A 20,935-nucleotide genomic window follows, 5' to 3' on the forward strand; every position below is an offset into this window, starting at 1 on the left:
TGGTTAGTCCTTGCCTTGGGCCGCTTTCCGAGCGGTCTAAAGCGATATGAAAGTGATGGATCTCGCAAGCCGCCGCAAGCGCGCCCAGCCTTGCGAAAAAACCGGATGCCGCTTGGTTTGCAAACGCACCATGGCTAGCCTCACACGGCCCAGCCAATCTCTTCCATACGAGCCAAACCTCCTTTCCAGCACCGGGCCGCTGACCTTAAGGGCTATCAATCCCAATCGATTAGCGCAGATGAAAAGTTTTGCCAAAGGCACCACAGGTGAGGAAGAACCCAAGGCACTCACCGAATTTGCGCGTTAATAACAGCGACCTCTGCGGCCGATAGCGTCCGCCAGTCATCTATTGCCACCCCATAATCCGACGCGGTCGAGGCGAACACTTCCTCTAAGGAGAGATAAAGATGATCGCCGTCAACAGCGCCTGTCTCATAGTTGATGTACCTGATAACGAGGTAGCACACCTCTAGGTCAGTACTCACCAGGCCAATTACCGCCAAGGCTGTAACCCCAACGTCGTTTGGTTTTTTGAGTGCCGCAAACAGATTTCGGGGTACAGGCGTACTAATAAATTAGCCCTCCAAGTGGTTTATGCGCCATGCGCAGGACTAGCCCACTGCCCAATAAAGTCGCCAACTCTTCGCTCAATGTCACTCTCAACCGTCCGCAGCCGCAGAATAGGAATGCCGCTTTTAGCCAAAATCTCATTCTTCATGGCGTCCCGAGCTGCCTGCACGGGTCGGTCGTGGTACCCGCCATCGACCTCGATCACCCCTATCGGTTTCTTGCCCACTTTGAAATAGATCACGAAATCGCAACTGGCGCGCCTCATGAATTCCCGCTGGGCCCCCGTCCAGTCGAGGCTACCCGGTGACGCAAGCTTATCCAGCTGGATCTGTGTGTGGTACTTCAATGCCTGGTACGCCGGGGCTGACAGCGCTTCGCGCAGCAACTGTTCCACGATCTGCTCGGACTTGTAGCGTGAGTCCTCTGATCGCAGGCGGGCGTCCAAGCGTGCGAGGGACCGGTCGTACTCGCGGTACAGCAAGTCGAACGCCGACACCACCGGCGCGCGTACGATCTGCTCGTCCTGCGCGTAATAGCTGATGTAGCGGATCAGCGCGGCGATGTGGCCATTATTATCAGTGAACACCTCATCGCCGGTCACCAGCGTGAAGCGATGTCTGGCCCGCGAAACTGCCACGTTGACCATGCGTGGGTCATCGACGAAATCCAGACGTGTTTGCGCCTGGTTGTAGCGCTTCTTGTCGAGCACAGTGGAGAAGACAATCTCGTCGCACTCACGCCCCTGAAACTTGTGCACGGTGTCCTTAACGAAATCCGTCGGCAGGTGCGTGTCGGAAAGATTGACTTGCGCCCGAAACGGGGCGATGTAACCACGGCCTTCGTCGTCCACTCCGACGGGCTGTCCCTCGTCCTCAAGCACCTTCAGCAGGGAATCCAACTCCCGAAGGTTGGTGTTCTTCCTGGCGTGGTTGCCCTTGGCTGTCACCACTAGGCGCAGGGGGGCTTCGCCTTTGTCCTCGGTCATTGGCACCAGTGCGTTGTTGTAGAACTGCTGGTTGCAGAACTGGATGATCCTGGGGTGGCAGCGGTAATGTTCTTTCAACAGGGTTCTGGGCAGAGCGTCCTGGAACACAGCAATGCACGAATCCAGTAGGCTGTAGTGCTCGCAATCGTAGACCTCGGCGGGCGCTTGAAGCCCCAGTGCCACGGGGATATGCGGCAACTGGCGGTTGTCCCCCACGACGATCAGGTTCTTCGCGCAGCCCAGTGGCAGGATGCCCGGCACGATGTCTTGCAAAGAGGCTTCGTCGATGATCACGTAGTCGAGGACCGCTCCCGGCGCGATCGAATTGACGATGGAGTGCGTGCCGCTGCCCAGGATCGGGAAGCGCTTCATAAAAACGTCGAAATACCTGCGGTAAGTTTTGGCATCAAAGCTGTCCGACGGCGGTACCTGAAGTTGCAGATGCTGCTTCAGATGGTGCATTGATGCTGTTGAGAATTCTTTCAGCAGGGCCGTGAAATTTGCGCGTACCATCGATTCACGGCACGCCCGCAGCTCCGCCTCCTTGTCCCGTAGCGACTTGTCGTAGTAATGCATTTGCAGTGCATGAAAAACGGCCATGCGCGCCTCGCCCTCGGCGAATGGCTTGGTGCGGAAAATCTTGAATTTAAACAGTAACTCAATGCGGTCTTTGAAATTAACGCGCTGCTCGCCGAGGTAAGCCAAATAGGCCATGAGGTCCGCAGTCTTGCGGGGTGTCAGGCCGTACTTATCGAGCGAGCCTGTGCCCTGCACATCACTTTCTGTCTGCCATTGCTGCAGGTAGCGCCGTTCGATGACCAGCTCGTCCAGCTCGATTTGTAGTTGTGCCGCCCTGTTGTGGTCTTTCAGGTGCTGCTTCAAGCGGGTCAGCAAGGCCTGGATCTCATCTAGGGACGGTGCAGGCTCGGGCGCGCTTGATGGCCACGCAGGCAGGTCGGCGAAGAAGAACTCGCGTTTGTCCTGGCTGCCAAGCTTGGCGACTAAGTGGCCCAGGCCGTACTTCTCCAGCTTCTCGTAAACGTTCTCCACGGCAGCATTGTTGTTGGACAGCACCGCTACCGTCTGCCCACGTAAAAGAATATTGGCGAGTATGTTGAGGATCGTCTGAGTCTTGCCGGTCCCTGGCGGGCCTTCGATCACGCTGATTTGCGCACTGAACGCTCGTTCGACCGCCTGAAGCTGACTCTCGTTAAGCCCGAACGGATAGATGAGCCCCTGACCCGGCGCCAGCGTGCCGTTGCGCCCCGTACAATAGGCTTGCAAGGCAGTACCAGCGATGGCGGGCAGTTTTCCAAGCTGGCGCACCACATTTTCGGCAATTTCACGATCAGTCTTCGACTCAGCATGATCCTGTCGGGCATTCGCCACGGTAGTGAAATAGCGAAAGATCGGCGTGTCTTTCATTGATGTCGGGGCGGTGAAGTTGATACCGTCCATCTTGTAAACATAAGGCTTTTCGGTGCCTGGGTAGTGCACGACGGCGTATCGCTCGCCGTAAATCATAGCTTTGGCAATGGGCGTGACGATCATGCTGCCGGGCTTGTGCAGCAATACATTAGTCAACTCGCGGGTGGGCGAAACTTGGCAGTTACTGAGTGGGCGGGTGTATTTTTTCTTGGAGGGGAAGTGACAGGTCAATTCCAGAGCTTCGTGCTTGTCGTTCCAGCGAATCGCCCAATCGCTGATCTTTGCGGTCTTGTCCGCACCATCCACCTGAATCGAAACCATATCCCTATCCCTATGCGCATGACATCCGGCTTTGCCTCGCGCCGAATGCTATTTCTCCTAGAGCGATCATATTGCCATCATTGCATGCAGGGTCGATAGCCGATTCACGCATTTATTAATGTTTCGTGCTACCGGCGGAGTGCAGCCCATCGCAAATGGCAGCTTTCGACCCAATGCAGACCTTTGATAAGGACTGCTAGCGGCCAAAAGCAGCCGTTCACCAATCGCGGCTACCGACCCAATGTGGATACTGCAGAGATGAAATCACGCTCGCTTAAAAGCAAACCTAATCGCCGCACCAGCTTGACCAGCGAGCAAAGCTATCTCAGAGTTGATGACAACCTCGTTCCAAGACAATTTGGTTGCGACGCACACTATTAAATACAGCTCACAGTAGCGCCCCCCGAGTTCGGTTTTGACCCAAGCAAGGGTGCCCTCTAAGGTAGCCATCGTGATTGGGACAGAGATATACCGGCTTCCGTCCGTCACTCGCATGCCGCCACGACGACATTCGAAGTGAACGGCCAGTCGTTCGTAGGTCTCAATGTCAATGCCATGCACGACGACGAAATAGTTTAAGCAATCATCTTGGCTCACTGTGGTGATCATATTTTTACAGCCTACCTCACAGACCAACTCGTCATTGGTGTCATAGCAGATAAACTCCGCTTTTGGCCCACTTCTGCCAGTGTCAACCGGCTGTATTGGGTCGTTTTCTTCCGTCTCGCGACGGGCAGAAGACGACCGTAGCTGACGCCGGCAAAAGAGTGCATCCAGTCACAAGGCTATCACTTGAGGTATTCATGGCCGAACAGCTGTCGCGACCGCCCGCTTAGGATCAAAGCAACCATTCGCGACAGGCAGCTTGCGGTACAAGTCGCCCCAGGCCAAGGGCAGCTTACGCCTCGCCGCCCTAAAGTTAACGCTCTGGGCACGGCTGAGTGTACTGATATTTGCCGCTGTATAGTGTCTTGCGCCAAAATCGTCGCCCGCCGGCCATAAGCAGTCAGTTGCCTTACACTGAGGGTGAGGTCTTTTGTTCAATAACTCCGTGCAAGTCAATCCAATAAAAGGACCTCCTTCACTCACACCTATCCTCACATAGACTGTTATTGTTCTTGTTCTGGATCATGCCATATCGTGCATTGCAAGAAGAAATATCCTAAAAAAGTACCTACTGGAAAACCTAACATCAATAATATGCCTATAAGTTCTGATGCTTTTCTTGAAGACTCAAGTCTATTTTTGCTTCCATATGCCAGCAGTAAATGAGCGCAAATTGCTCCGCCGCAAAAAACAGGCAGCCAAATTGGAGTGTCCTTATCAGCAAAGCTTAACCAAACAGAAAGTGAACAAAGAAAAAAATAGACCAATGCCAAAACGATATGAAACCTCATTAGTTTAATATGGTTATTTTTATAGATTAGCGAGTTCTCTGTCATCGTGAGTGTATCTCCAGAAGACCTGAAAGCAGATAATTAATGTGTCGCGCACTCGATCGGGGAAAGGATGGTAGCAGCGGTAGCTTCAACAGCTATCGGCCAAAAGCGGTAAATCTCTAGGGCACGCGGCTGAGTACGTTCAACACCATCATAGAATTGCAGAAATGCTCAACGCTTTATCCCGCGAGTAAGGTTTATGCAATCCAATAGCAAGTCATCCAAGAATGGTTTGATTGCCAGCGAGTCCATTAGATCCAGCAGCTCTATCGCGGCCGTCCTGATCGGCTGCCACTCGTCATGATCAAATATCAGCCGATCATGACAGTGAAATGCAGCCTCAGTAAGGCTATTGCATCGCTTCCAAATGCCTTGCAGCCGTGTCTTGATCTCCTCTGGTAACACGCTGCCACAGATTGAAAGAACCTCGCTCAACGGAAGGATCATACCTGACCAGGCTTCACATGCAGGGCACTCCGGGATGGTTTCCTGCTGCATGTCCGAGGTCAGTGCCAGGAACTCAAGAGCCGGGATTGCCTCGCACACCGCGACAACTCGCTTGTATTCATCTTGGCCGTACCACTCCCACAGCGTTGTGGAGAAACCCATCATCAAGCTCCAAAAACAATCCGGTCAACCTATTACCATCAGTGGGTAGATTCAACCCTATCAGCTCATTGTTGCGCAGGTCGAACGGCTGCTTTGGGTTGATAGCAGCCTATAAACTCTGGAAGCGCCGAACCCCGCAGATCTCCAGAGTTCAGCTGATGGGATGCCCGCGGAGTTCTACGGCCTGTTTAGGTCCCTTGCTCAGCTCCTCAACCTCAGCAAAACCAGCTCGGACGGCCGAACATGCGGCCGCTCTCGCCGATCTCATCAACCGACAAAATGTCATGCTGCCTGCGCCAACCGAACCTTTGCCCCCAAGCATCGTCCGAGCTTAAGCGTTTAAGCTAACTGCTCGCCACGAGGTTTCCGTTTGAAAGCTGCCATCGTCAAAAATTACCGTCTGATCGTCAAGACCATGGGCTACGTGGGCTGGGCTTTGTTCTGGTTGTTGCTCTGGGACATCGCCGTTACGGTGGACTTCATGCTGTTTCTCAACGCCAAATTGAACCTGCCGCTGATGCCGCTGACTTTGCTCGGCTCGGCGTTGGTGGTGTTGATCAGCTTCCGCAACAGCAGTGCTTACAACCGCTGGTGGGAAGCACGGACGCTGTGGGGGACGATGATCAACAATTCACGCAGCTTCGCCCGTCAGGTGCTGACGCTGCTGGACGACCCCGGCAGCGAGGTGAATCCGGTCAAGTCGACCTTGTTGCGTCGCCACGTCGCTTATGTGAATTGCCTCGCCGCGCATCTGCAAGGCCAGCCTTGTCCCGAGGAAGTGCGGGCGTTTATTCCGGACGAAGAGTTTGCCCGCAGTGGCACGACCAATAACTTTGCCAACGATATCCTCACCGGCTCGGCGACGTTGCTGGCACGCGAATACAAGGCCGGACACTTGGACAGCATTCGCCTGGCGCGTCTTGAGTCGACGCTGGTGGACCTGTCCAACAGTCAGGGCGGCATGGAGCGGATCGCGAATACGCCGCTGCCCTACCCTTATGTGTATTTTCCACGGCTGTTTATTTCGCTGTTCTGCCTGATTGTGCCGGTTGGACTGGTGGAATCCCTTGGCTGGTTCACGCCGCTGGCTTCGACCGTGGTTGGGTTCATGCTGCTGGCCATCGAGCGCATCGGCACCGATCTGCAAAGCCCGTTCCGCCACAGCGAACATCAGATCCAGATGGAAGCACTGTGCGAAACCATCGAAAAGAACCTGCAGTCGATGCAGCGCGATTCCTTGGGTGATGTGCGCAGGATTGAAGAGAACGCTTGAAGAAGAACCCTATAATGGCCCCTCAAGTTATCAATGTTGTTGAACTCGCCGCGCTACTTCACATAGCCACTGGCGCAACAGTTGGGCTGCCTCGCCCAGCACCACATCTTTGGCCTGCACCAGATAATAGCCCTTGCCAGTCTTCAGTACAGCGTCAACGACAGGTACAAGAAGACCTTGCTCCATGTCGTCCTCAACCAGCCAAGGGCTGGTGAGCACCAAACCTTGATCGCGCCGCGCCGCGTCGATTGCCAACTCGGACTGATCGAATTTGAGGCTGCTGGAGAAGCTATCGGGGGACATGCCGACCGATGATAGCCATTGAGACCAGTGGGCATGAGAAGTCGTATAAAGCAAGGTGGCTCCCGGCAAACAATCAAGGTCATGCAACTGGAGCCGTTCGCGGTAGGCCGGGCTGCAGTAGACCCTTACCTCGTCCGGCAAGAGCAGTTCTGCGTGCACGTCACTGGCATATCCATCGAAATGGCGCACTGCCAGGTCGCAGGCGGCGTCATTAAAATCCACGGTATCGGTAGATGCACTCAGGTGCAGTTGCACTTCTGGATAGCGCTCGGTGAACAACGGCATCCGTTTTGCGAACCAGGACTTGGCGAACGCCGGCGGCAGACTCAACCGTACCTGCCTGTCTCTAAGGCCCCGGACAGCCAGGTTGGCTGTCTCCAGCTGGCGAAGAGCCGGCTTCACCTGCTCCCAGTAGCTCAGAGCTTCCGCCGTTGGTTGCAGCCTGCGCACACTGCGTACGAACAGTGGCGTTCCTAGCCAACCTTCCAGTTTGCGAATCTGTTGCCCGACTGCTCCCGGCGTTACGAACAACTGGCTTGCAGCGACGCTGACGCTGCCAGTGCGCATGACCGCGTCGAAGCAAGCGATAGCCCTGAGGGGCGTGTCAGCTCTCATGACGTAGTTTTTCTCTTCTATAGATCGAAAACACATGATTTGTAGCGGCTTGCGTACTTTCCCACAATCGAATTTCGCCACAGCGCAGAACGAATTCCGATTTCCGTAGGAAAAACCAATGCCGATCATCCGGCAGGTGGCCGGCTTTTCCCAACCGGGTGAGGAATAAATGGTTGTGCAAATCATCAGCGATAAAAGGTGCCAATAAGTGAGAAAGTCTGTAGACGGGGCTGCCACGGCGGTGATGGTGGTGCTGTGCCTCATTTGGGGTGCCCAGCAAGTGGCAATGAAGGCGGTTGCTGGTGACATAGCCCCCATCATGCAGGTCGCCGTTCGCTCGGGAGTCGCTGCAGCCTTGGTCTGGCTGATCGGAAAATGGATCATGCGGGAGATGTGGTTGCCAAGTGTCTGGTGCCGCTCCGGGTTGGTCGTGGCCGTTCTGTTCGCCAGCGAATTTCTGTTTATCGCGCAAGGGTTACGCTGGACAAGTGCTTCACATATGGCGGTTTTCCTTTATACCGCGCCCTTATTCGCCGCCATTGGTCTGCATCTACGCTTGCCGGAGGAGCGCCTTAGCGCGATTCAATGGTCTGGTATGTCTCTGGCGTTCGCAGGGATTGCCATCACCTTCCTCATGCCACGGGACGGGACAGCCCTTCAAATCACCAACGCAAACAGCCTTCTGGGCGACCTGTTGGGCTTGTGCGCGGGCGCTACTTGGGGATTTACGACGGTGGCGGTGCGTACCAGTCGCCTTAGTGAAGCTCCGGCAACCCAGACCCTGTTTTATCAACTGGCAGGAGCCTTTCTCTTTCTGCTGCCTTTAAGCCTGGTAGCAGGCCAAAGCTCGATGACTTTCTCTACCGGCGCAGTGGCCAGCCTGGTTTTCCAGACATTAATCGTGTCAGTGGCAAGCTACTTGATCTGGTTCTGGATGCTTCGTCGCTACTTCGCAGCTCGTCTTGGAGTGCTGGCCTTCATGAGTCCGCTGTTTGGCGTACTAATGGGTTATCTGTGGCTCGGAGAGCAAACGAGCTTCGGATTTCTGCTAGGCGCAAGCCTGACTATTGTCGGCCTGCTCGTAGTGAATCTCAGCAAAGCGGTTGGGCAGACTGGGGATGATAGAAGTTGCCCGCCCCCTGGAAATCGCAAGGGGAAGATGCAGTCATGAAGACGGGTTGACGGACAGGCTGGCCGTCATCCGGTGATCCGCTTCGGGGTACGTCCAATTGCGCAGCTCACCTGGCAACCTGATTGAGCCCTGTCTATAGTTTTCGGCGCCAGATAGCTACCGGAGGCATGGACATGAGTCAGAGCATTTCGCCCGCCGCTTCAGCTGCGCGGAACACCGGCATGGTAATCACAACTTTATGGGGCTCGGACACCGTCGCAGGCATCATGGTCGATCCGGACGGTGCCATCTGGCTTGGCGCTTATAGTCGCCTGGGATTAGGAGGCGAAGAAGATTCAGGCTTCACCGCAAGCCTGGTTCGGTTCAATGCCGACGGTAGCCTGGATCGCAACTTCAGTGGAGACGGTAAGTCCCTCCTCCCCGTGTCGCTCGATATCGAGGACGGTGGTAACGCTGCGGTGCAGCCGGGAGGGGGCTACCTGGCGGCGCTCTACGTGAAAGTAGGCGATGCCTGGGTTTCGGGTGTAAGCCGTACCTTGGCTGACGGCAGCCTCGATACCAGTTTCGGGAATGGCGGCACCGCGACGGTGCCTTTCTACTGGAATGAAGATCTAGGCCAGCAAGCGTCGTTCTCCGTACAACGCGACGGCAGCTTTTTCGCAAGCGCCGGGTATCCCTCTGGGGAGATCCATATCGCCCGCTTCGACGCGACGGGGACCCTGGTCTCGTCTTTCGGCGAGGCTGGAGTCCTGCACCTGCCAGCGTCCGTGGGCATTCACCCCAGCAGCGCGATCGACGTTTCGCTGCAGGGAGACGGGAAGGTATTGGTCACCGGGCGAGATACCCTGACCCGCCTCAATCCGGACGGTACTCTGGATAGCAGCTTTGCGAACGGGGGCATCCTCGCCTTGGATGTTCACCCAGAAGCCCTTGTCATTCAGGATGACGGCAAAATCCTGCTGGCGGGCGCCTCGGGCGGCGTGGCGAGCGTCATCCGCCTCAATGCCGACGGCTCGCTCGACACCGGTTTCGGTGATCAGGGTAAGGTGAGTTGGGGCTCGCAAAGCGCTCCTTTCTCAGTCGCCGACATGATCATGCAGGCCAACGGCAAGCTATTGATTGGCGGAAGCCAAGGGACGAGCGCGGACGGTTATCTGGCCGCCTTGGTCCAGTTGAACCCCGACGGTAGCCTGGACCTCGGCTTTGGCAATCCCGACGATGGCTATCACCACCTTGACGGTGGCCGCGAGGATGACTTCCTGCTCGGTACCGCCTCGTTCGACGATGCGATCTCTGGCGGGGCCGGTGACGATCTGCTCGATGGCCAGCAAGGTCGTGACCTGCTGACGGGCGGCGCCGGGGCCGATACGTTCCGTTACCAGTCAGCCGCAGACAGCTACCGAACCGCAACCACGGCGCATAGCGACCGAATCACCGACTTCGACCCCAGCACCGATACGATCGACCTCTCCTCCCTCGGCTTCCTCGGGCTGGGCAATGGATATGACGGAACGCTGGCGATACGCGTCAATGAGAGCGGGACCCGGACCTACCTCAAGAATTTCGAGGCCAACGCGGATGGGGAACGCTTCGAAGTGGTCTTCGACGGTAACCTGGGCCAGACGCTGAATGAAACCAACGTCCTGTTTCAACAAGCCAGACTGATGGGCACCGAAGGGGCTGATCGTTTACAAGGCAACGCTCGAGGCGAAATCATCGAAGGATTCGCAGGTGATGATCGCCTTAATGGCGCACTGGGGAATGATGTACTGGTTGGCGGAAATGGTCGGGACCTATTGGCGGGTGGCGGCAACAACGATGTGTTCCGCTTCGACGCATTGAGCGACAGCTACCGTACCGCCACCGAAAACCACACTGATCGCCTGATTGACTATACCGCGGGTGAAGACACGATCGACTTGTCCGCCTTGGGCTTTACTCGATTGGGAAATGGTTACAACAGCACGTTGGACGTGGTTTTTAATGAAGCCAGGAACCTGACTTACTTGAAGAGCTACGAAGCCGACGCGTCCGGGGCCAGATTCGAGTTGAGCCTGGCAGGGGATCACTCCGGTTACCGTGACTTGAACATCATCTTCGCCGAGCCCTTGGAGGAGGACCTCTTTCAGTTGATCGGAGTGGCTGACGCCCTAGTGTGAAACGCAGCCCTGGATAGTTTTGTCTTAGGCAGTTAGCACTCCTGACGCGGGGATGTCATCCAACGGAACAGGCCGCTCTTCGTTACTCCCCGCAGTTGTTCTTCCGCGCCGCGAAGCTTAACGTCATTCGATGCGCGAATTTACTTCAACGCAGCCACCACGGCATCGAAGAATACCATCGGGTCGATCGGCTCTTTGTCCACCGGCTTGGGCTGGGCACCGAAGGTGACAATCACGACGTTATTGGCAGGGTTGACGTAAATGTTCTGGCCCTGGATTCCGACCGCCGAATAGGCGCCGTCTTTCACCGACGGCTCGGTCCACGCCGTCCACCACATATAACCGTAGTCCAGGGACTTGCCGCCTTTGAGGGTGGTCGGCAGCGTCGCCTCCTTGACCCAGCCTTCGGGCAGAATCGAGGTGCCATTGATCTTGCCGCCGTTCATGAAAAACAGCCCGAAGCGTCCATAATCGCGCAGCGTGGCACTGATACCACTGCCACCGATTTCCACGCCGTCAGGCGAATCGAGCCACCACCGGGCATCACTCTCCATACCGAACGGCTGCCAGATCTTCTGCGATAGATAATCGGCCAGCGGCATCTTCACAGCGCCACGGACGATCTCGCCGAGTACCTGCGTTTCGCCAGTGCTGTAAGTGTTGGCCGTGCCGGGCTCGGCCGCTCGCGGCAAACTTGCCATCAAGGCCATGGCCGAATGCGGTTTCTGCGATATCTGCGCTTTGAGTAGCGCGCGACGATCGGACGCCGGATCGGTGTAGGTCTCGTTCCACTTCACGCCCGAAGACATCATCAGCACGTTGCGCACGGTCACGCCTTCGTAGGCGCTGCCCTTGAGCGCGGGAACGTAATCCACCACTTGCGCATCAAGGCTCTTGATAAGGCCGTCCTTGATCGCTGCAGCCGCCAGCGTAGAGGTGACGGACTTGGCTATCGACATCGACATCCATCGGGTTTTCTCGGTGTTGCCTCGCTGGTAGGTCTCGAACACGATCTTGCCGTCCTTGAGCACAAGCATCGCCGTAATACTGTCCAGTGCGACAAAGTCATACAGGTCGTACTTTTTGTCCCCGACAGTGAAGCGAACGTTGGGCAACTGTTTGTCTGATTTCGGCAGCGCATAAGGGTGATCGCCGGCTTTGATCCTGTGGGTAGGGAACAGCCGGTCGATGTTGCGGTAGGTACTGACCGCCAGATCGGGGAGCATGGCGCCGTCATAGATCTGCTCCACGGTGCCAATCGGTTCTTGGGCGTGGGGATAATCCTCAGCCCATGCGCCCGCGGTGATACCCGCAGCGAGCAGGCCGAGCGAGAGAAGCAGCGGGCGACCAGCCGCAGCCACACCAAAAATAGCGGATGAGTGCATAACCTATCCTTATTTTGATTTGCTATTCATGCACGTCAAGACACGCGCCCGCTTGAACCATAGCCTACTCATTGAAATCACGCCCGGGCTGCAGGACGATGCTGTCCCCCTTTAAAGCGGTCCTTTTTTTACAACCTCAGCCCTGCGATTCTTAGGCGACTGGCGTTGCCGACGAACCGACAGCCGCCACTCCAGGGCCCTCTTCCAGCCTCTTTTGAAGCACCTTTTCGTCCAACTGCCCACACCACTTGGCAACCACCATTGTCGCCACCCCATTACCGATCAGATTGGTCAATGCCCGCGCTTCAGACATGAAACGGTCTATCCCCAGAATCAAGGCCAACGCAGCAACGGGCACATGCCCTACTGACGACAGCGTCGCCGCCAAGACGATGAAGCCACTGCCCGTTACACCCGCCGCCCCCTTTGATGTGACTAGCAAGACCAGCAACAACGTAATCTGGTGCGTAATGTCCATGGGCGTATCGGTGGCTTGGGCGAGGAAAATCGCCGCCATGGTGAGGTAGATGGAAGTGCCATCAAGGTTGAAGGAATAACCGGTCGGGATGACCAGGCCCACGACGGACTTATGCGCGCCGAGCTTCTGCATCTTGACGATCATGAGTGGTAACGCGGTCTCGGACGACGAAGTGCCCAGGACGATCAGGAGCTCTTCGCGGATGTACTTGATGAACCTGAAAATGCTGAACCCATGCAGGCGCGCTATCGATCCCAATATCCCCAGTACGAAGACCACGCAGGTGAAGTAAAAACACAGCATCAGATAGCCCAACTGGACTAAAGAACCGACACCGTACTTACCGATAGTAAAGGCCATCGCACCCAGCGCACCGATGGGCGCGACTTTCATGACCACACCCATGATGCTGAACAACACCTGGGAGATGCTCTCGATGAACTCGAACACCCGACGCCCATAATCACCGATGCGATGCAGCGCGTAGCCAAACAGTACAGAGAAGAACAGCACCTGCAGAATCTCACCCTCAGCAAACGCGCCAACAATCGTGTTGGGGATAATATGCAGGAGGAACTGAATGGTGCTCTGCTCTTTGCCTGCGGCAGCGTACGCAGCAATACCCGACGCATCGAGCGTGGACGGATCGATATGCATTCCAGCGCCCGGCTGCACGAAGTTCACCACAGCCAGCCCGATCAACAGGGCGATTGTCGAAACAATCTCGAAGTATAGAAGCGCATAGCCACCGGTCTTTCCCACCGCTTTCATGTTTTGCATGCCTGCGATGCCGGTGACTACGGTACAAAAGATGATGGGGGCAATGATCATTTTGATCAGCTTGATAAAACCATCGCCGAGCGGTTTTAACGTGGTACCGGTTTCCGGATAGAAGTGGCCAATCAGGATGCCGATTGCGATCGCGAACAGGACTTGGAGATACAGAATCTTGTAGAACGGTTTGCGGATTTGGGTTTCAGCAGACATGGCGGAACCTCGTTTTGGACACGTGCGAGGTCCTCGGACCACAGCACCCGTTACATACACCTTCCTTTGATGGAAGAATTTGTTTTAAGTAAGAAGAGAAATAACTGAACTTATGGGTCGCGTGTGTTCGCGGCAGGTTCAACGTGCTGTCCCGTGGAGACGCCACTGTAAGCGCCCCCTCTATCGGGACTGCAGAGAATGACGGCGATGAGCAGCATCACGTTTATTTGCCGCTCAGATTTTTAATATCCTCAACCAGGCTATCCAGTGTCGGACGCATGATTAATGGATCAGGCGCACCTGCGGGCGCATCGAGTCCTATTCTGTTATGCCAAAAGGTTGGCAAGCCAACTTGCTGCGTGCCAAACAGATCGTAAGCAGAGCCCGCCACGAATATGGCGTGAGCGGGCTCCACCCCTGCTATTTGCAGGGCGAGCCTGTAGGGTTCCGCATCGGGTTTGTAGAAGCCGGCCTGTTCAGAAGTGACAATGACGTCAAATGGCACTCCCAGAAGATCCGCTGCGATGCGCCCCAACCGCTCCGAACAGTTGGTCACCACACCGAGCTTGTAGTGAGGCGCCAACTCGGTGAGCACGCGTTTGGCCTCAGGCCAAGGTTGTAACTGCGTCCAGCGTGCCTCCAGATTCTGCGCGGCCTCCTTGCCTAGTCCGACACTGATCGCAGCCTCTTCGACTAACGTTTCATAAGGCCGGTAAGCACCACAGCCGTAAGTCGCCTTCAAATAAGCCATACGCCAGGTGCGGCCCATTTCATCGGAGCCTGCCACGCAATTCCATAGCGTCCATGAGTCCAGCAGAGCGGTGAGCAAATCGAACAGGACGAGTTTCACCGGAGTTTGCTGAAGATTGTTTTCAATCGAATTCATAACAACTGCCCTTCTTGAAAAGTATTTAAACTTCAGCCACTGCTGAAATTTCCACCAAAGCCCCGTGATGGAGTGGACCACACGGAATGATCGCTCTTGCGGGACGATGCGGCCCCATCAGCGTTGAATACGCAAGATTCACGGTTGGCCAGTCAGCAACATCAACGATGTATATTTGCACGCTGACCAAGTGACTAAGCGAAGCACCCGCTGCCTGAAGCACCGCTTCTACATTTGCCATTGCCTGAATAGCCTGGGCTTCTACGCCATCGGGGAACTCTTGTGCATCAGGCGGAAACGGCAACTGGCCAGAAATGAAAAGAAGTTTTCCTGCCATGACCCCGTGTGAGTAATGCCCACCGTGTACAGGCAGCTTCTCTGCTGTAATCAACTTCATTGGCCCCCCTTGATCGATCAGATTGCGAGTTCAACTGAATGAATTACCAACCCGCGATGCGTGGCCAGTAGCCCACACTGTGCCCCTCGCTGATAACGTGATAACCCGCGTGCTGCGCCGACGTGGCACAGGCGTGGTTCGGCAGGATCCGCAGCAGCGTGCCCAAGGGCAGCAAGCTTGAGGCTTCAAGCTTCCCGGCCCGCGATGAAATGATCCCGTGCTCCTGATTGGTGGCGCTGACGATCAGGTCGCCGATGGGCTGGCCGCTGGCGTCACAGACGATGCCATAGCCCTGATCGACCGCCTGTCTGGCGGTACCACGATCACGGGAAAGTGCCATCCATCCCGCATCTGTAATGATCCAGCCTTTTTCAATCTGATGGCCAATGACAGTCGTCAGAACCGAGACGGCGATATCTTGCACCTGACAAACGCCCAAGCCCGCCATGACCAGATCGAAAAAGGCGAATACACCCGCGCGTACTTCTGTCACCCCGGATAAATCCTCGGTAAAAAGTGCCGTGGGTGTCGAGCCGACACTGATGATCGACAGGTCGAAGCCTGCATTCGTCAGCATTTGGCTGGCATCGATAATCGCCGCGCGTTCATGCCGGGCGCTGGCTTCGATTTCAGCGATTGACTGACTGTCGTAAGACTTGCCGGCATGTGTCATCAGGCCGCTGACCCTGACGCCATTGGTGCTCAGCAACTGCGCGATTTCCACCAGCAGCGGTGACTGCGGGCCAAGACCGGAACGGTGACCGTCGCAATCGATTTCCAGCAAAACATCAAAAACATGACCCGACGTTTCGGCGAATTCGGCCAGTAACCTGGCGGTGTCCAGATTGTCGAGTACCAGCTTGAGCTGTGCGCCTTTACCGATCAATGCAGCGGCATGAGCGAATTTGTTGGGCGCAATGCCGACGCCATACAAGATGTCGGTGTACCCGGCCTCGAAAAAGAAATCGGCCTCCCGCAGGGTTGAAACGGTGATCGGGCCGCGCCCGCCTGCAAACAATCGCTCGGTGACTTCCAACGATTTATTGGTCTTCACGTGTGGCCGTAAGACCACGTTGAATGCTGCCAGCTTTTGGCGCATCCGCTGGATGTTCGCATCGAGTTGATCGCGCTCCAGCAATAAGGCGGGGGTTTCGATATGAGTGAATGCTGACATGTCTGGTCTCCTGGAATAGCGCTATTCTAAGCCTCCAGTTTCAGATTAAAATTTAAACCTTCTAATTCTAATATTCAGTGATTCTTAATGAATGAGACAGTTGATCTCCGCTTTCTCTTGGTCATCCGGGAAAGCGAGAGCTTGTTGGCCGCGTCACGCAAGCTGGGTCTGACGCCTTCCGCGGTGACCCAGCGACTTCAGCAAATGGAGAAAAAACTGTCGATTCGATTGTTGGATCGGTCAGCCCGGCAGCTGCGCTTTACCGATGAGGGCGAGTTCTTGTGCCTGCGTGGAGCCGAGCTGGTCGAGCAGTTCGATTCCCTATTGGCGGATTTGCAAGAGCGGCGTAGTGGCTTCGTCGGCAAGTTGAAAATCAACGCACCGTTCGGATTTGGGCGACTGCACGTGGCACCCGTTGTGGCAGCTTTCCAGTGCCTGCATCCAGATGTAGAGATAGCATTGAGTCTGTCGGAACAGCCTATGGTCGAAGCGACTGACCGATTTGATGTGGTTATCCATATTGGGGAACTGCGCACCTCCAACCTGGTGGGCCATCCCATTGCCCCCAACCGTCGCTACGTATGCGCCTCACCGGACTTTATTGAACAGCACGGGCTGCCGGAACATCCCGACCAGCTCGCTACCTTGCCCTGCATCGCGCTGCGGGAAAACAACGAAGACGTCACGCTCTGGCATTTCACGCGCGCGGGTAAAACACACAACGTGCGAATTCGCCCAGCGCTGAGCTGCAACGATGGAAGTGTTATTCGGCAATGGGCTTGCGAAGGGAACGGCATCATCATGCGTTCTGAATGGGATGTTGCCGATGCGCTAGCGGAGGGGACGTTGATACGACTATTGCCGGGTTGGAAACTGCCAGAGGCCAATATTGTTGCGCTGACGCATCAACGCGAAGGGCTGCCCGCAAGAACGCTCAAGTTTCTGCGCTTCCTCCAGGATCACTTCCGGCCGCAACCACTCTGGCGACAATAGATTTTGCACCGCAAGCCAAGATTGATTATTACCGTGGGCTGGAGGCCAAGGGGGATGCCTAGCGTTTGCTCAGCGCAGCATCAACGGGAATATCAAGGATAAAGGTCGCGCCCTGCCCTGCCCCGTCGCTGTGCACGGTCAAGCTGCCGCCCATTTCCTGCGCGGCGAGCGCGCAGCTGTGCAGGCCGAAACCGTGGCCGTCCTTGCGAGTGGTGAAGCCATGGGAAAAGATCCGCGCTAGGTGCTCTGGCGCAATCCCGTTGCCGTTGTCGGCCACCGTGATACGCAATGCTGATCCGTCGACAAGGGAGGCGCAGAACGTGATGCAGGAGCTGCGATCGTTCACGCCATCCAGCGCCTGCCTGGCGTTGCGGATCAGGTTCACCAGAATCAGCAGCACCCGGTGCCGGTCCAGCGACAGCAAGGGCAAGTCGGCAATGTCCTTGACCACCGTCACCTCCTTGCGTGCCAGTGATCCGGCACTCATGCGCAAGGCATCATCGATCAGCTCCGAGACCGGTACTGTCTCGACGACGCTGACAGCAACGGCATAGGACTGCTGGGCAGCGACGATGGTTTTGATGTGGTCGATGCCTTTGATGAGTTGCCCGAGCTCTTCGATGATGCCCTGCTGCTCTTCCGTCACCACTTGCGCCAGCTTGAGCAGGTAATCGGGCAGCATCCTTCCCTTGTTGTCCGTGGTCAGAAAATCGCTCAGGTCGTGGACGTGTTCGTTCATCAGCCGCGCCACTTTGCCCAGCCCCTGGGCCTTGGAGGTGCGCATCTGGCTGCTGACCAGTTCTGCCGATACGTTCACGCTGTTGAGGACGTTACCGACGTTGTGCAGCACAGTCGTGGCGATTTCGGCCATGCCCGCCTGGCGGGATTTTGCCTGCAGTTCGCTTTGCACCTGGCTCATGCGCAGCGCCGCGCGTACGCGAGCCTTGAGCTCCAGCGGCGAGAAGGGTTTGGCGATATAGTCGTCGGCGCCACTTTCCAGCCCGGAGATGCAGGCCTCGCTACCGCCGCGGGCGGTCACCAGGATTACCGGCAAATGGGCAAAACCGGCGCTGGCTTTGATCCTGGCGGTCAGGCCGAAACCGTCGAGCTTGGGCATCATCACATCCGAGACGATCACGTCGATGGGTCGAAGCTGCAGCAGTGCCCAGGCCTGCTCTCCATCCGTTGCGGTGGCGACGATGTAGTCGTTCTGCAGAAGCTCGCTGAGATAACTGAGCATTTCCGGGCTGTCGTCCACCACCAGCACTCTGGATCGCAGGGCATGTTCCGGATGCGGCTCGTCGTCTGCGCCTTGCGTCGAAGCGAGGTCGTTGCGACTGCCCTGGCGGCCATCGTCAAAACGCAGGTGGCGCTGCTCCATCGTACTGGTTGTGCCCGCCGATGATCGCTCAAGCATATGGCTGGCTTCGGTCGGCAGGGTGTTCTGCTCAGCCCCCAGCGGAAGCCGGACAAAGAAGCGCGAACCCCGTCCAGGCTCGCTGTTGACGCCAACTTCGCCGCCCATCAGTTCGGCCAGGTCCTTGACCAGGGCGAGACCGATGCCGGTGCCGCTGTAATGGCGCGTGGCGGAGTTGTCGATCTGGGAAAAACGCTGGAACAACAGCGGCAGTTTGTCCGGCTCTATGCCGATTCCCGAGTCTTGCACCGCTAACTCAAATCGCTCGCCTTCGATCGGCTTCACTGCCAGGTGTACGGTGCCGCCGCCGGGCGTGAACTTGATGGCATTGCTCACCAGGTTAAGGAGGATTTTCTCGAAGTGCCGGGGGTCCAGGAACACCGTGCCGAGCGCGGGATCGATGCTGCAAGTCAAGGTGCAGCCTTTGCCCTCGGCGACCATGGCGGCGTCCTCGGCCAGCACCCCCACCGCCTTGTTCAAATCAACCGGCGAGGGACACAGCTCGAACTTGCCAGCTTCGGCCTTGGAAAAGTCGAGGATGTCGTTCACCCGGTTCATCAAGCGCAATGCGTTGCGTTGGGCACGTTCGACCTGCACACGCCAGTCCGCTGGCGGGGTGTCCGCCGCCGAGAGCTGTTCCAGGGGCGCGAGGATGAGGGTCAGGGGAGTGCGCAGTTCGTGGCTGACCGTGGCGACAAAATCGCTCTTTGCCTGGTTGGCCGTCTCGGCCTGGTTGCGCGCCTGAATGAGTTCGACGGCCTGCGCCTCCAGTATGTCGGTCTGTTGGTGCAACGTGTCGGTCCGTTCGGCGACCATTCGCTCCAAAGAGGCCTGGACCTGCTGTCGCTCGGCCTCGGCCTCGGCCTCCAGCACCCGGATGCGCAGGGCATTCTCCTGGAACACCCGTACGGCGCGGGTCATGATTCCAATCTCGTCCCCGCGTGCGGCGCTGGCAATCTCGGCGTCCAGGTCGCCGGCCGCAAGCCGGCGCATGACCGAGGCCAGGGCCACGATGGGCTGCGCGACAAATCGTGACGTGCTCCAGGCGATGGCACCGGCCAGCAGGACGGCGACGGTGCCCGCAACTATCGTCGCAAGCATGCCGCGATCGTTGTGGACCAAGGCGTCGGAGCGCGCTTCACCCGCAAAGCGCGCAACCAACAGGCCGGCGCTCCGTGCCTCGTTGCGAACCTCGTCGCGCGCCGCGCTCAAGGCATTGCTCGCCTGATGGAACCTGGCGAAGGCCGCCCGGTAGCCGGCAATCTGATCACTGACCGTCAGGGGCGTCGCCTTGGCTTGCAGCCCCACGGACGAAGGCAGAACCCGAGCGAGACGGGAGAGCTCGTCGAGAATCAGGCCGACAGAGCGGGCGGTTTCGGCCGACGGTGACAGGCGAAACGACAAGGTCTGCGCTTCCAGCGTGGCGACACGCTCGGCGAAACGCTTGGATAACGCGGCGGCGTTGTGCAGCAAGCCGGTCGCTGCCTGAATATCGCTTGCGTCGTGGCCGACGAGCCCATCCGCGTCAGCCAGCATCGCCTCGAGGCGCGCGGCCGCATCCCCGACGGCGGCGAGCTGCCGCAAAGCTTCGTCTCCCTGGCGTCTGGGAGCCTCGCCAAGGTGCTCTACCGCGACGCTGGCAGCAGCGACCGCCGCCGCCAACTGATCAAGGATCTCCGTTTCCTGCGGCGCCCCCATCACCTCGCGCAGTTGCTCGATCACCGGCAGGAGCGCCGCGCAGGCGTTGCGCGCCGCGATGGCAGCCGCCGCATCCTCGGTCACCAAAACCTTGGCCACATGGGCGGTGACGATCCGTTCGCCGTTGCGCAGGACATCCAGGATGCGGTGGGCGCTTTCGATGTCGCTCACCCGCGCCTCGTGCCCGGCGGTGCGGGCATCGAGCCCCTTCAGGCCATCGGCGATGCCCTGTTCGACGAGGATCGTCGCCTCTCGCATCCGACCGTAGTGGGCGGTCATGTTCTCCGTTTCGCCATCCATGGTCAGGGTCGCCGCGCGCAAGGCGGTGATCGCCGCGGCGAGCCGTTCCAGGCTGCCCTTGAGCGATTGCGCCTCGGCCGCCGGAATGGCGCTGAGGCCGGCGATCGCCGTCGCCACCATGCCTTCGGCCTGGGACAGGCTCTCAGGATCGCGAGTGGCGATGAAGTTTTCCACACGCCCGGTGGCGCCGTTGACCGAGGCCAGGATCTCCGCCGAATGGCTGGCGGAATCCACCGCGCGGACCATGCCTCGCAAGCCATAGAGGTTCACCAGCGACACCGCCAGCATCAGGAACACCAGCGCGGCGACCGCCAGCCCGATCCTGACGGCAATGGGCCTGTCGGTGACGGGCTTGAATGTCACCATGGCGCTGCGCCTCCCCACTC

The 20,935-nt window shown here is 57.4% G+C and carries 15 protein-coding genes and 2 pseudogenes; 5 read left to right on the forward strand and 12 right to left on the reverse strand.

What is annotated here, in order from left to right:
* Positions 1-46 precede the first annotated feature (46 nt).
* A complete protein-coding gene (locus J3P94_RS16395; protein ID WP_434568822.1) occupies positions 47-307 on the forward strand; it encodes a hypothetical protein in 261 nt (86 codons plus the stop codon).
* 285 nt (positions 308-592) lie between these two features.
* On the opposite strand, the gene J3P94_RS16400 is transcribed toward J3P94_RS16395, so the two are convergent.
* The 3 genes from J3P94_RS16400 to J3P94_RS16410 all read right to left on the reverse strand — a co-directional run bounded on the left by J3P94_RS16400 (position 593) and on the right by J3P94_RS16410 (position 5,355).
* Entirely contained in the window at positions 593-3,304 is a 2,712-nt protein-coding gene (locus tag J3P94_RS16400) for an AAA domain-containing protein (RefSeq protein ID WP_434568823.1), read from the reverse strand.
* A gap of 1,109 nt (positions 3,305-4,413) precedes the next feature.
* Positions 4,414-4,746: a hypothetical protein gene (locus tag J3P94_RS16405; RefSeq protein WP_434568824.1), complete on the reverse strand. Its 333-nt coding sequence runs from the start codon at positions 4,744-4,746 to the stop codon at positions 4,414-4,416.
* 168 nt (positions 4,747-4,914) lie between these two features.
* Positions 4,915-5,355 (reverse strand): hypothetical protein, encoded by a 441-nt coding sequence (locus tag J3P94_RS16410; RefSeq protein ID WP_434568825.1) that lies wholly within the window; start codon positions 5,353-5,355, stop codon positions 4,915-4,917.
* A 367-nt stretch (positions 5,356-5,722) separates the two neighbouring features.
* Between J3P94_RS16410 and J3P94_RS16415 the strand changes: the two genes are divergently transcribed.
* Positions 5,723-6,625: a bestrophin family protein gene (locus J3P94_RS16415; protein WP_434568826.1), complete on the forward strand. Its 903-nt coding sequence runs from the start codon at positions 5,723-5,725 to the stop codon at positions 6,623-6,625.
* Positions 6,626-6,655: 30 nt separating this feature from the next.
* Here the strand turns inward: J3P94_RS16415 and J3P94_RS16420 are convergent, their stop codons facing one another.
* Positions 6,656-7,807: a LysR substrate-binding domain-containing protein gene (locus J3P94_RS16420; RefSeq protein ID WP_434568827.1), complete on the reverse strand. Its 1,152-nt coding sequence runs from the start codon at positions 7,805-7,807 to the stop codon at positions 6,656-6,658.
* Between J3P94_RS16420 and J3P94_RS16425 the strand changes: the two genes are divergently transcribed.
* Positions 7,788-8,714, forward strand: coding sequence for a DMT family transporter (locus tag J3P94_RS16425; RefSeq protein WP_434574209.1), 927 nt, complete (start codon positions 7,788-7,790; stop codon positions 8,712-8,714). The two genes, J3P94_RS16420 and J3P94_RS16425, sit on opposite strands and share 20 nt — an antisense overlap.
* Positions 8,715-8,848: 134 nt before the next feature.
* Complete coding sequence (locus J3P94_RS16430) at positions 8,849-10,834, forward strand: M10 family metallopeptidase C-terminal domain-containing protein (RefSeq protein ID WP_434568828.1); 1,986 nt, start codon at positions 8,849-8,851, stop codon at positions 10,832-10,834.
* A 140-nt stretch (positions 10,835-10,974) separates the two neighbouring features.
* On the opposite strand, the gene J3P94_RS16435 is transcribed toward J3P94_RS16430, so the two are convergent.
* From J3P94_RS16435 to J3P94_RS16455, 5 genes are all read right to left on the reverse strand, one after another.
* Positions 10,975-12,219 (reverse strand): serine hydrolase domain-containing protein, encoded by a 1,245-nt coding sequence (locus J3P94_RS16435; RefSeq protein ID WP_434568829.1) that lies wholly within the window; start codon positions 12,217-12,219, stop codon positions 10,975-10,977.
* A 151-nt stretch (positions 12,220-12,370) separates the two neighbouring features.
* Complete coding sequence (locus J3P94_RS16440) at positions 12,371-13,684, reverse strand: dicarboxylate/amino acid:cation symporter (RefSeq protein ID WP_434568830.1); 1,314 nt, start codon at positions 13,682-13,684, stop codon at positions 12,371-12,373.
* Positions 13,685-13,907: 223 nt separating this feature from the next.
* Positions 13,908-14,570 carry an HAD family hydrolase gene (locus tag J3P94_RS16445; protein ID WP_434568831.1) on the reverse strand — a complete coding sequence of 221 codons (663 nt, stop codon included), beginning with the start codon at positions 14,568-14,570 and terminating at the stop codon, positions 13,908-13,910.
* Between the two features lie 25 nt (positions 14,571-14,595).
* Complete coding sequence (locus tag J3P94_RS16450) at positions 14,596-14,967, reverse strand: RidA family protein (protein WP_434568832.1); 372 nt, start codon at positions 14,965-14,967, stop codon at positions 14,596-14,598.
* A 43-nt stretch (positions 14,968-15,010) separates the two neighbouring features.
* The gene (locus J3P94_RS16455) at positions 15,011-16,141 is read right to left on the reverse strand and encodes an alanine racemase (protein WP_434568833.1); all 1,131 of its coding nucleotides are present in this window, start codon (positions 16,139-16,141) and stop codon (positions 15,011-15,013) included.
* Positions 16,142-16,228: 87 nt separating this feature from the next.
* Between J3P94_RS16455 and J3P94_RS16460 the strand changes: the two genes are divergently transcribed.
* Complete coding sequence (locus J3P94_RS16460) at positions 16,229-17,134, forward strand: LysR family transcriptional regulator (RefSeq protein ID WP_434568834.1); 906 nt, start codon at positions 16,229-16,231, stop codon at positions 17,132-17,134.
* Positions 17,135-17,192: 58 nt separating this feature from the next.
* Here the strand turns inward: J3P94_RS16460 and J3P94_RS16465 are convergent, their stop codons facing one another.
* From J3P94_RS16465 to J3P94_RS16475, 3 genes and pseudogenes are all read right to left on the reverse strand, one after another.
* Positions 17,193-18,053 carry a sensor histidine kinase gene (locus J3P94_RS16465; protein WP_434574211.1) on the reverse strand — a complete coding sequence of 287 codons (861 nt, stop codon included), beginning with the start codon at positions 18,051-18,053 and terminating at the stop codon, positions 17,193-17,195.
* Positions 18,054-18,659: pseudogene (locus tag J3P94_RS16470) on the reverse strand (ATP-binding response regulator); the annotation flags it as partial.
* Positions 18,651-20,915: pseudogene (locus J3P94_RS16475) on the reverse strand (ATP-binding protein); the annotation flags it as partial. The pseudogenes J3P94_RS16470 and J3P94_RS16475, both read right to left, overlap by 9 nt.
* Positions 20,916-20,935: the final 20 nt, after the last annotated feature.

This window comes from Pseudomonas sp. Z3-8 (assembly GCF_051131975.1).
In the GTDB taxonomy this organism is placed as follows: domain Bacteria; phylum Pseudomonadota; class Gammaproteobacteria; order Pseudomonadales; family Pseudomonadaceae; genus Aquipseudomonas.

What these genes read in the sequence shown, in the direction of transcription:
- J3P94_RS16395 (WP_434568822.1), top strand. Translation starts at nt 47, where the DNA reads ATGAAAGTGATGGATCTCGCAAGCCGCCGCAAGCGCGCCCAGCCTTGC.
- J3P94_RS16400 (WP_434568823.1), bottom strand. Translation starts at nt 3,304, where the DNA reads ATGGTTTCGATTCAGGTGGATGGTGCGGACAAGACCGCAAAGATCAGC.
- J3P94_RS16405 (WP_434568824.1), bottom strand. Translation starts at nt 4,746, where the DNA reads ATGACAGAGAACTCGCTAATCTATAAAAATAACCATATTAAACTAATG.
- J3P94_RS16410 (WP_434568825.1), bottom strand. Translation starts at nt 5,355, where the DNA reads ATGATGGGTTTCTCCACAACGCTGTGGGAGTGGTACGGCCAAGATGAA.
- J3P94_RS16425 (WP_434574209.1), top strand. Translation starts at nt 7,788, where the DNA reads ATGGTGGTGCTGTGCCTCATTTGGGGTGCCCAGCAAGTGGCAATGAAG.
- J3P94_RS16420 (WP_434568827.1), bottom strand. Translation starts at nt 7,807, where the DNA reads ATGAGGCACAGCACCACCATCACCGCCGTGGCAGCCCCGTCTACAGAC.
- J3P94_RS16430 (WP_434568828.1), top strand. Translation starts at nt 8,849, where the DNA reads ATGAGTCAGAGCATTTCGCCCGCCGCTTCAGCTGCGCGGAACACCGGC.
- J3P94_RS16435 (WP_434568829.1), bottom strand. Translation starts at nt 12,219, where the DNA reads ATGCACTCATCCGCTATTTTTGGTGTGGCTGCGGCTGGTCGCCCGCTG.
- J3P94_RS16440 (WP_434568830.1), bottom strand. Translation starts at nt 13,684, where the DNA reads ATGTCTGCTGAAACCCAAATCCGCAAACCGTTCTACAAGATTCTGTAT.
- J3P94_RS16445 (WP_434568831.1), bottom strand. Translation starts at nt 14,570, where the DNA reads ATGAATTCGATTGAAAACAATCTTCAGCAAACTCCGGTGAAACTCGTC.
- J3P94_RS16450 (WP_434568832.1), bottom strand. Translation starts at nt 14,967, where the DNA reads ATGAAGTTGATTACAGCAGAGAAGCTGCCTGTACACGGTGGGCATTAC.
- J3P94_RS16455 (WP_434568833.1), bottom strand. Translation starts at nt 16,141, where the DNA reads ATGTCAGCATTCACTCATATCGAAACCCCCGCCTTATTGCTGGAGCGC.
- J3P94_RS16460 (WP_434568834.1), top strand. Translation starts at nt 16,229, where the DNA reads ATGAATGAGACAGTTGATCTCCGCTTTCTCTTGGTCATCCGGGAAAGC.
- J3P94_RS16465 (WP_434574211.1), bottom strand. Translation starts at nt 18,053, where the DNA reads ATGAGCCAGGTGCAAAGCGAACTGCAGGCAAAATCCCGCCAGGCGGGC.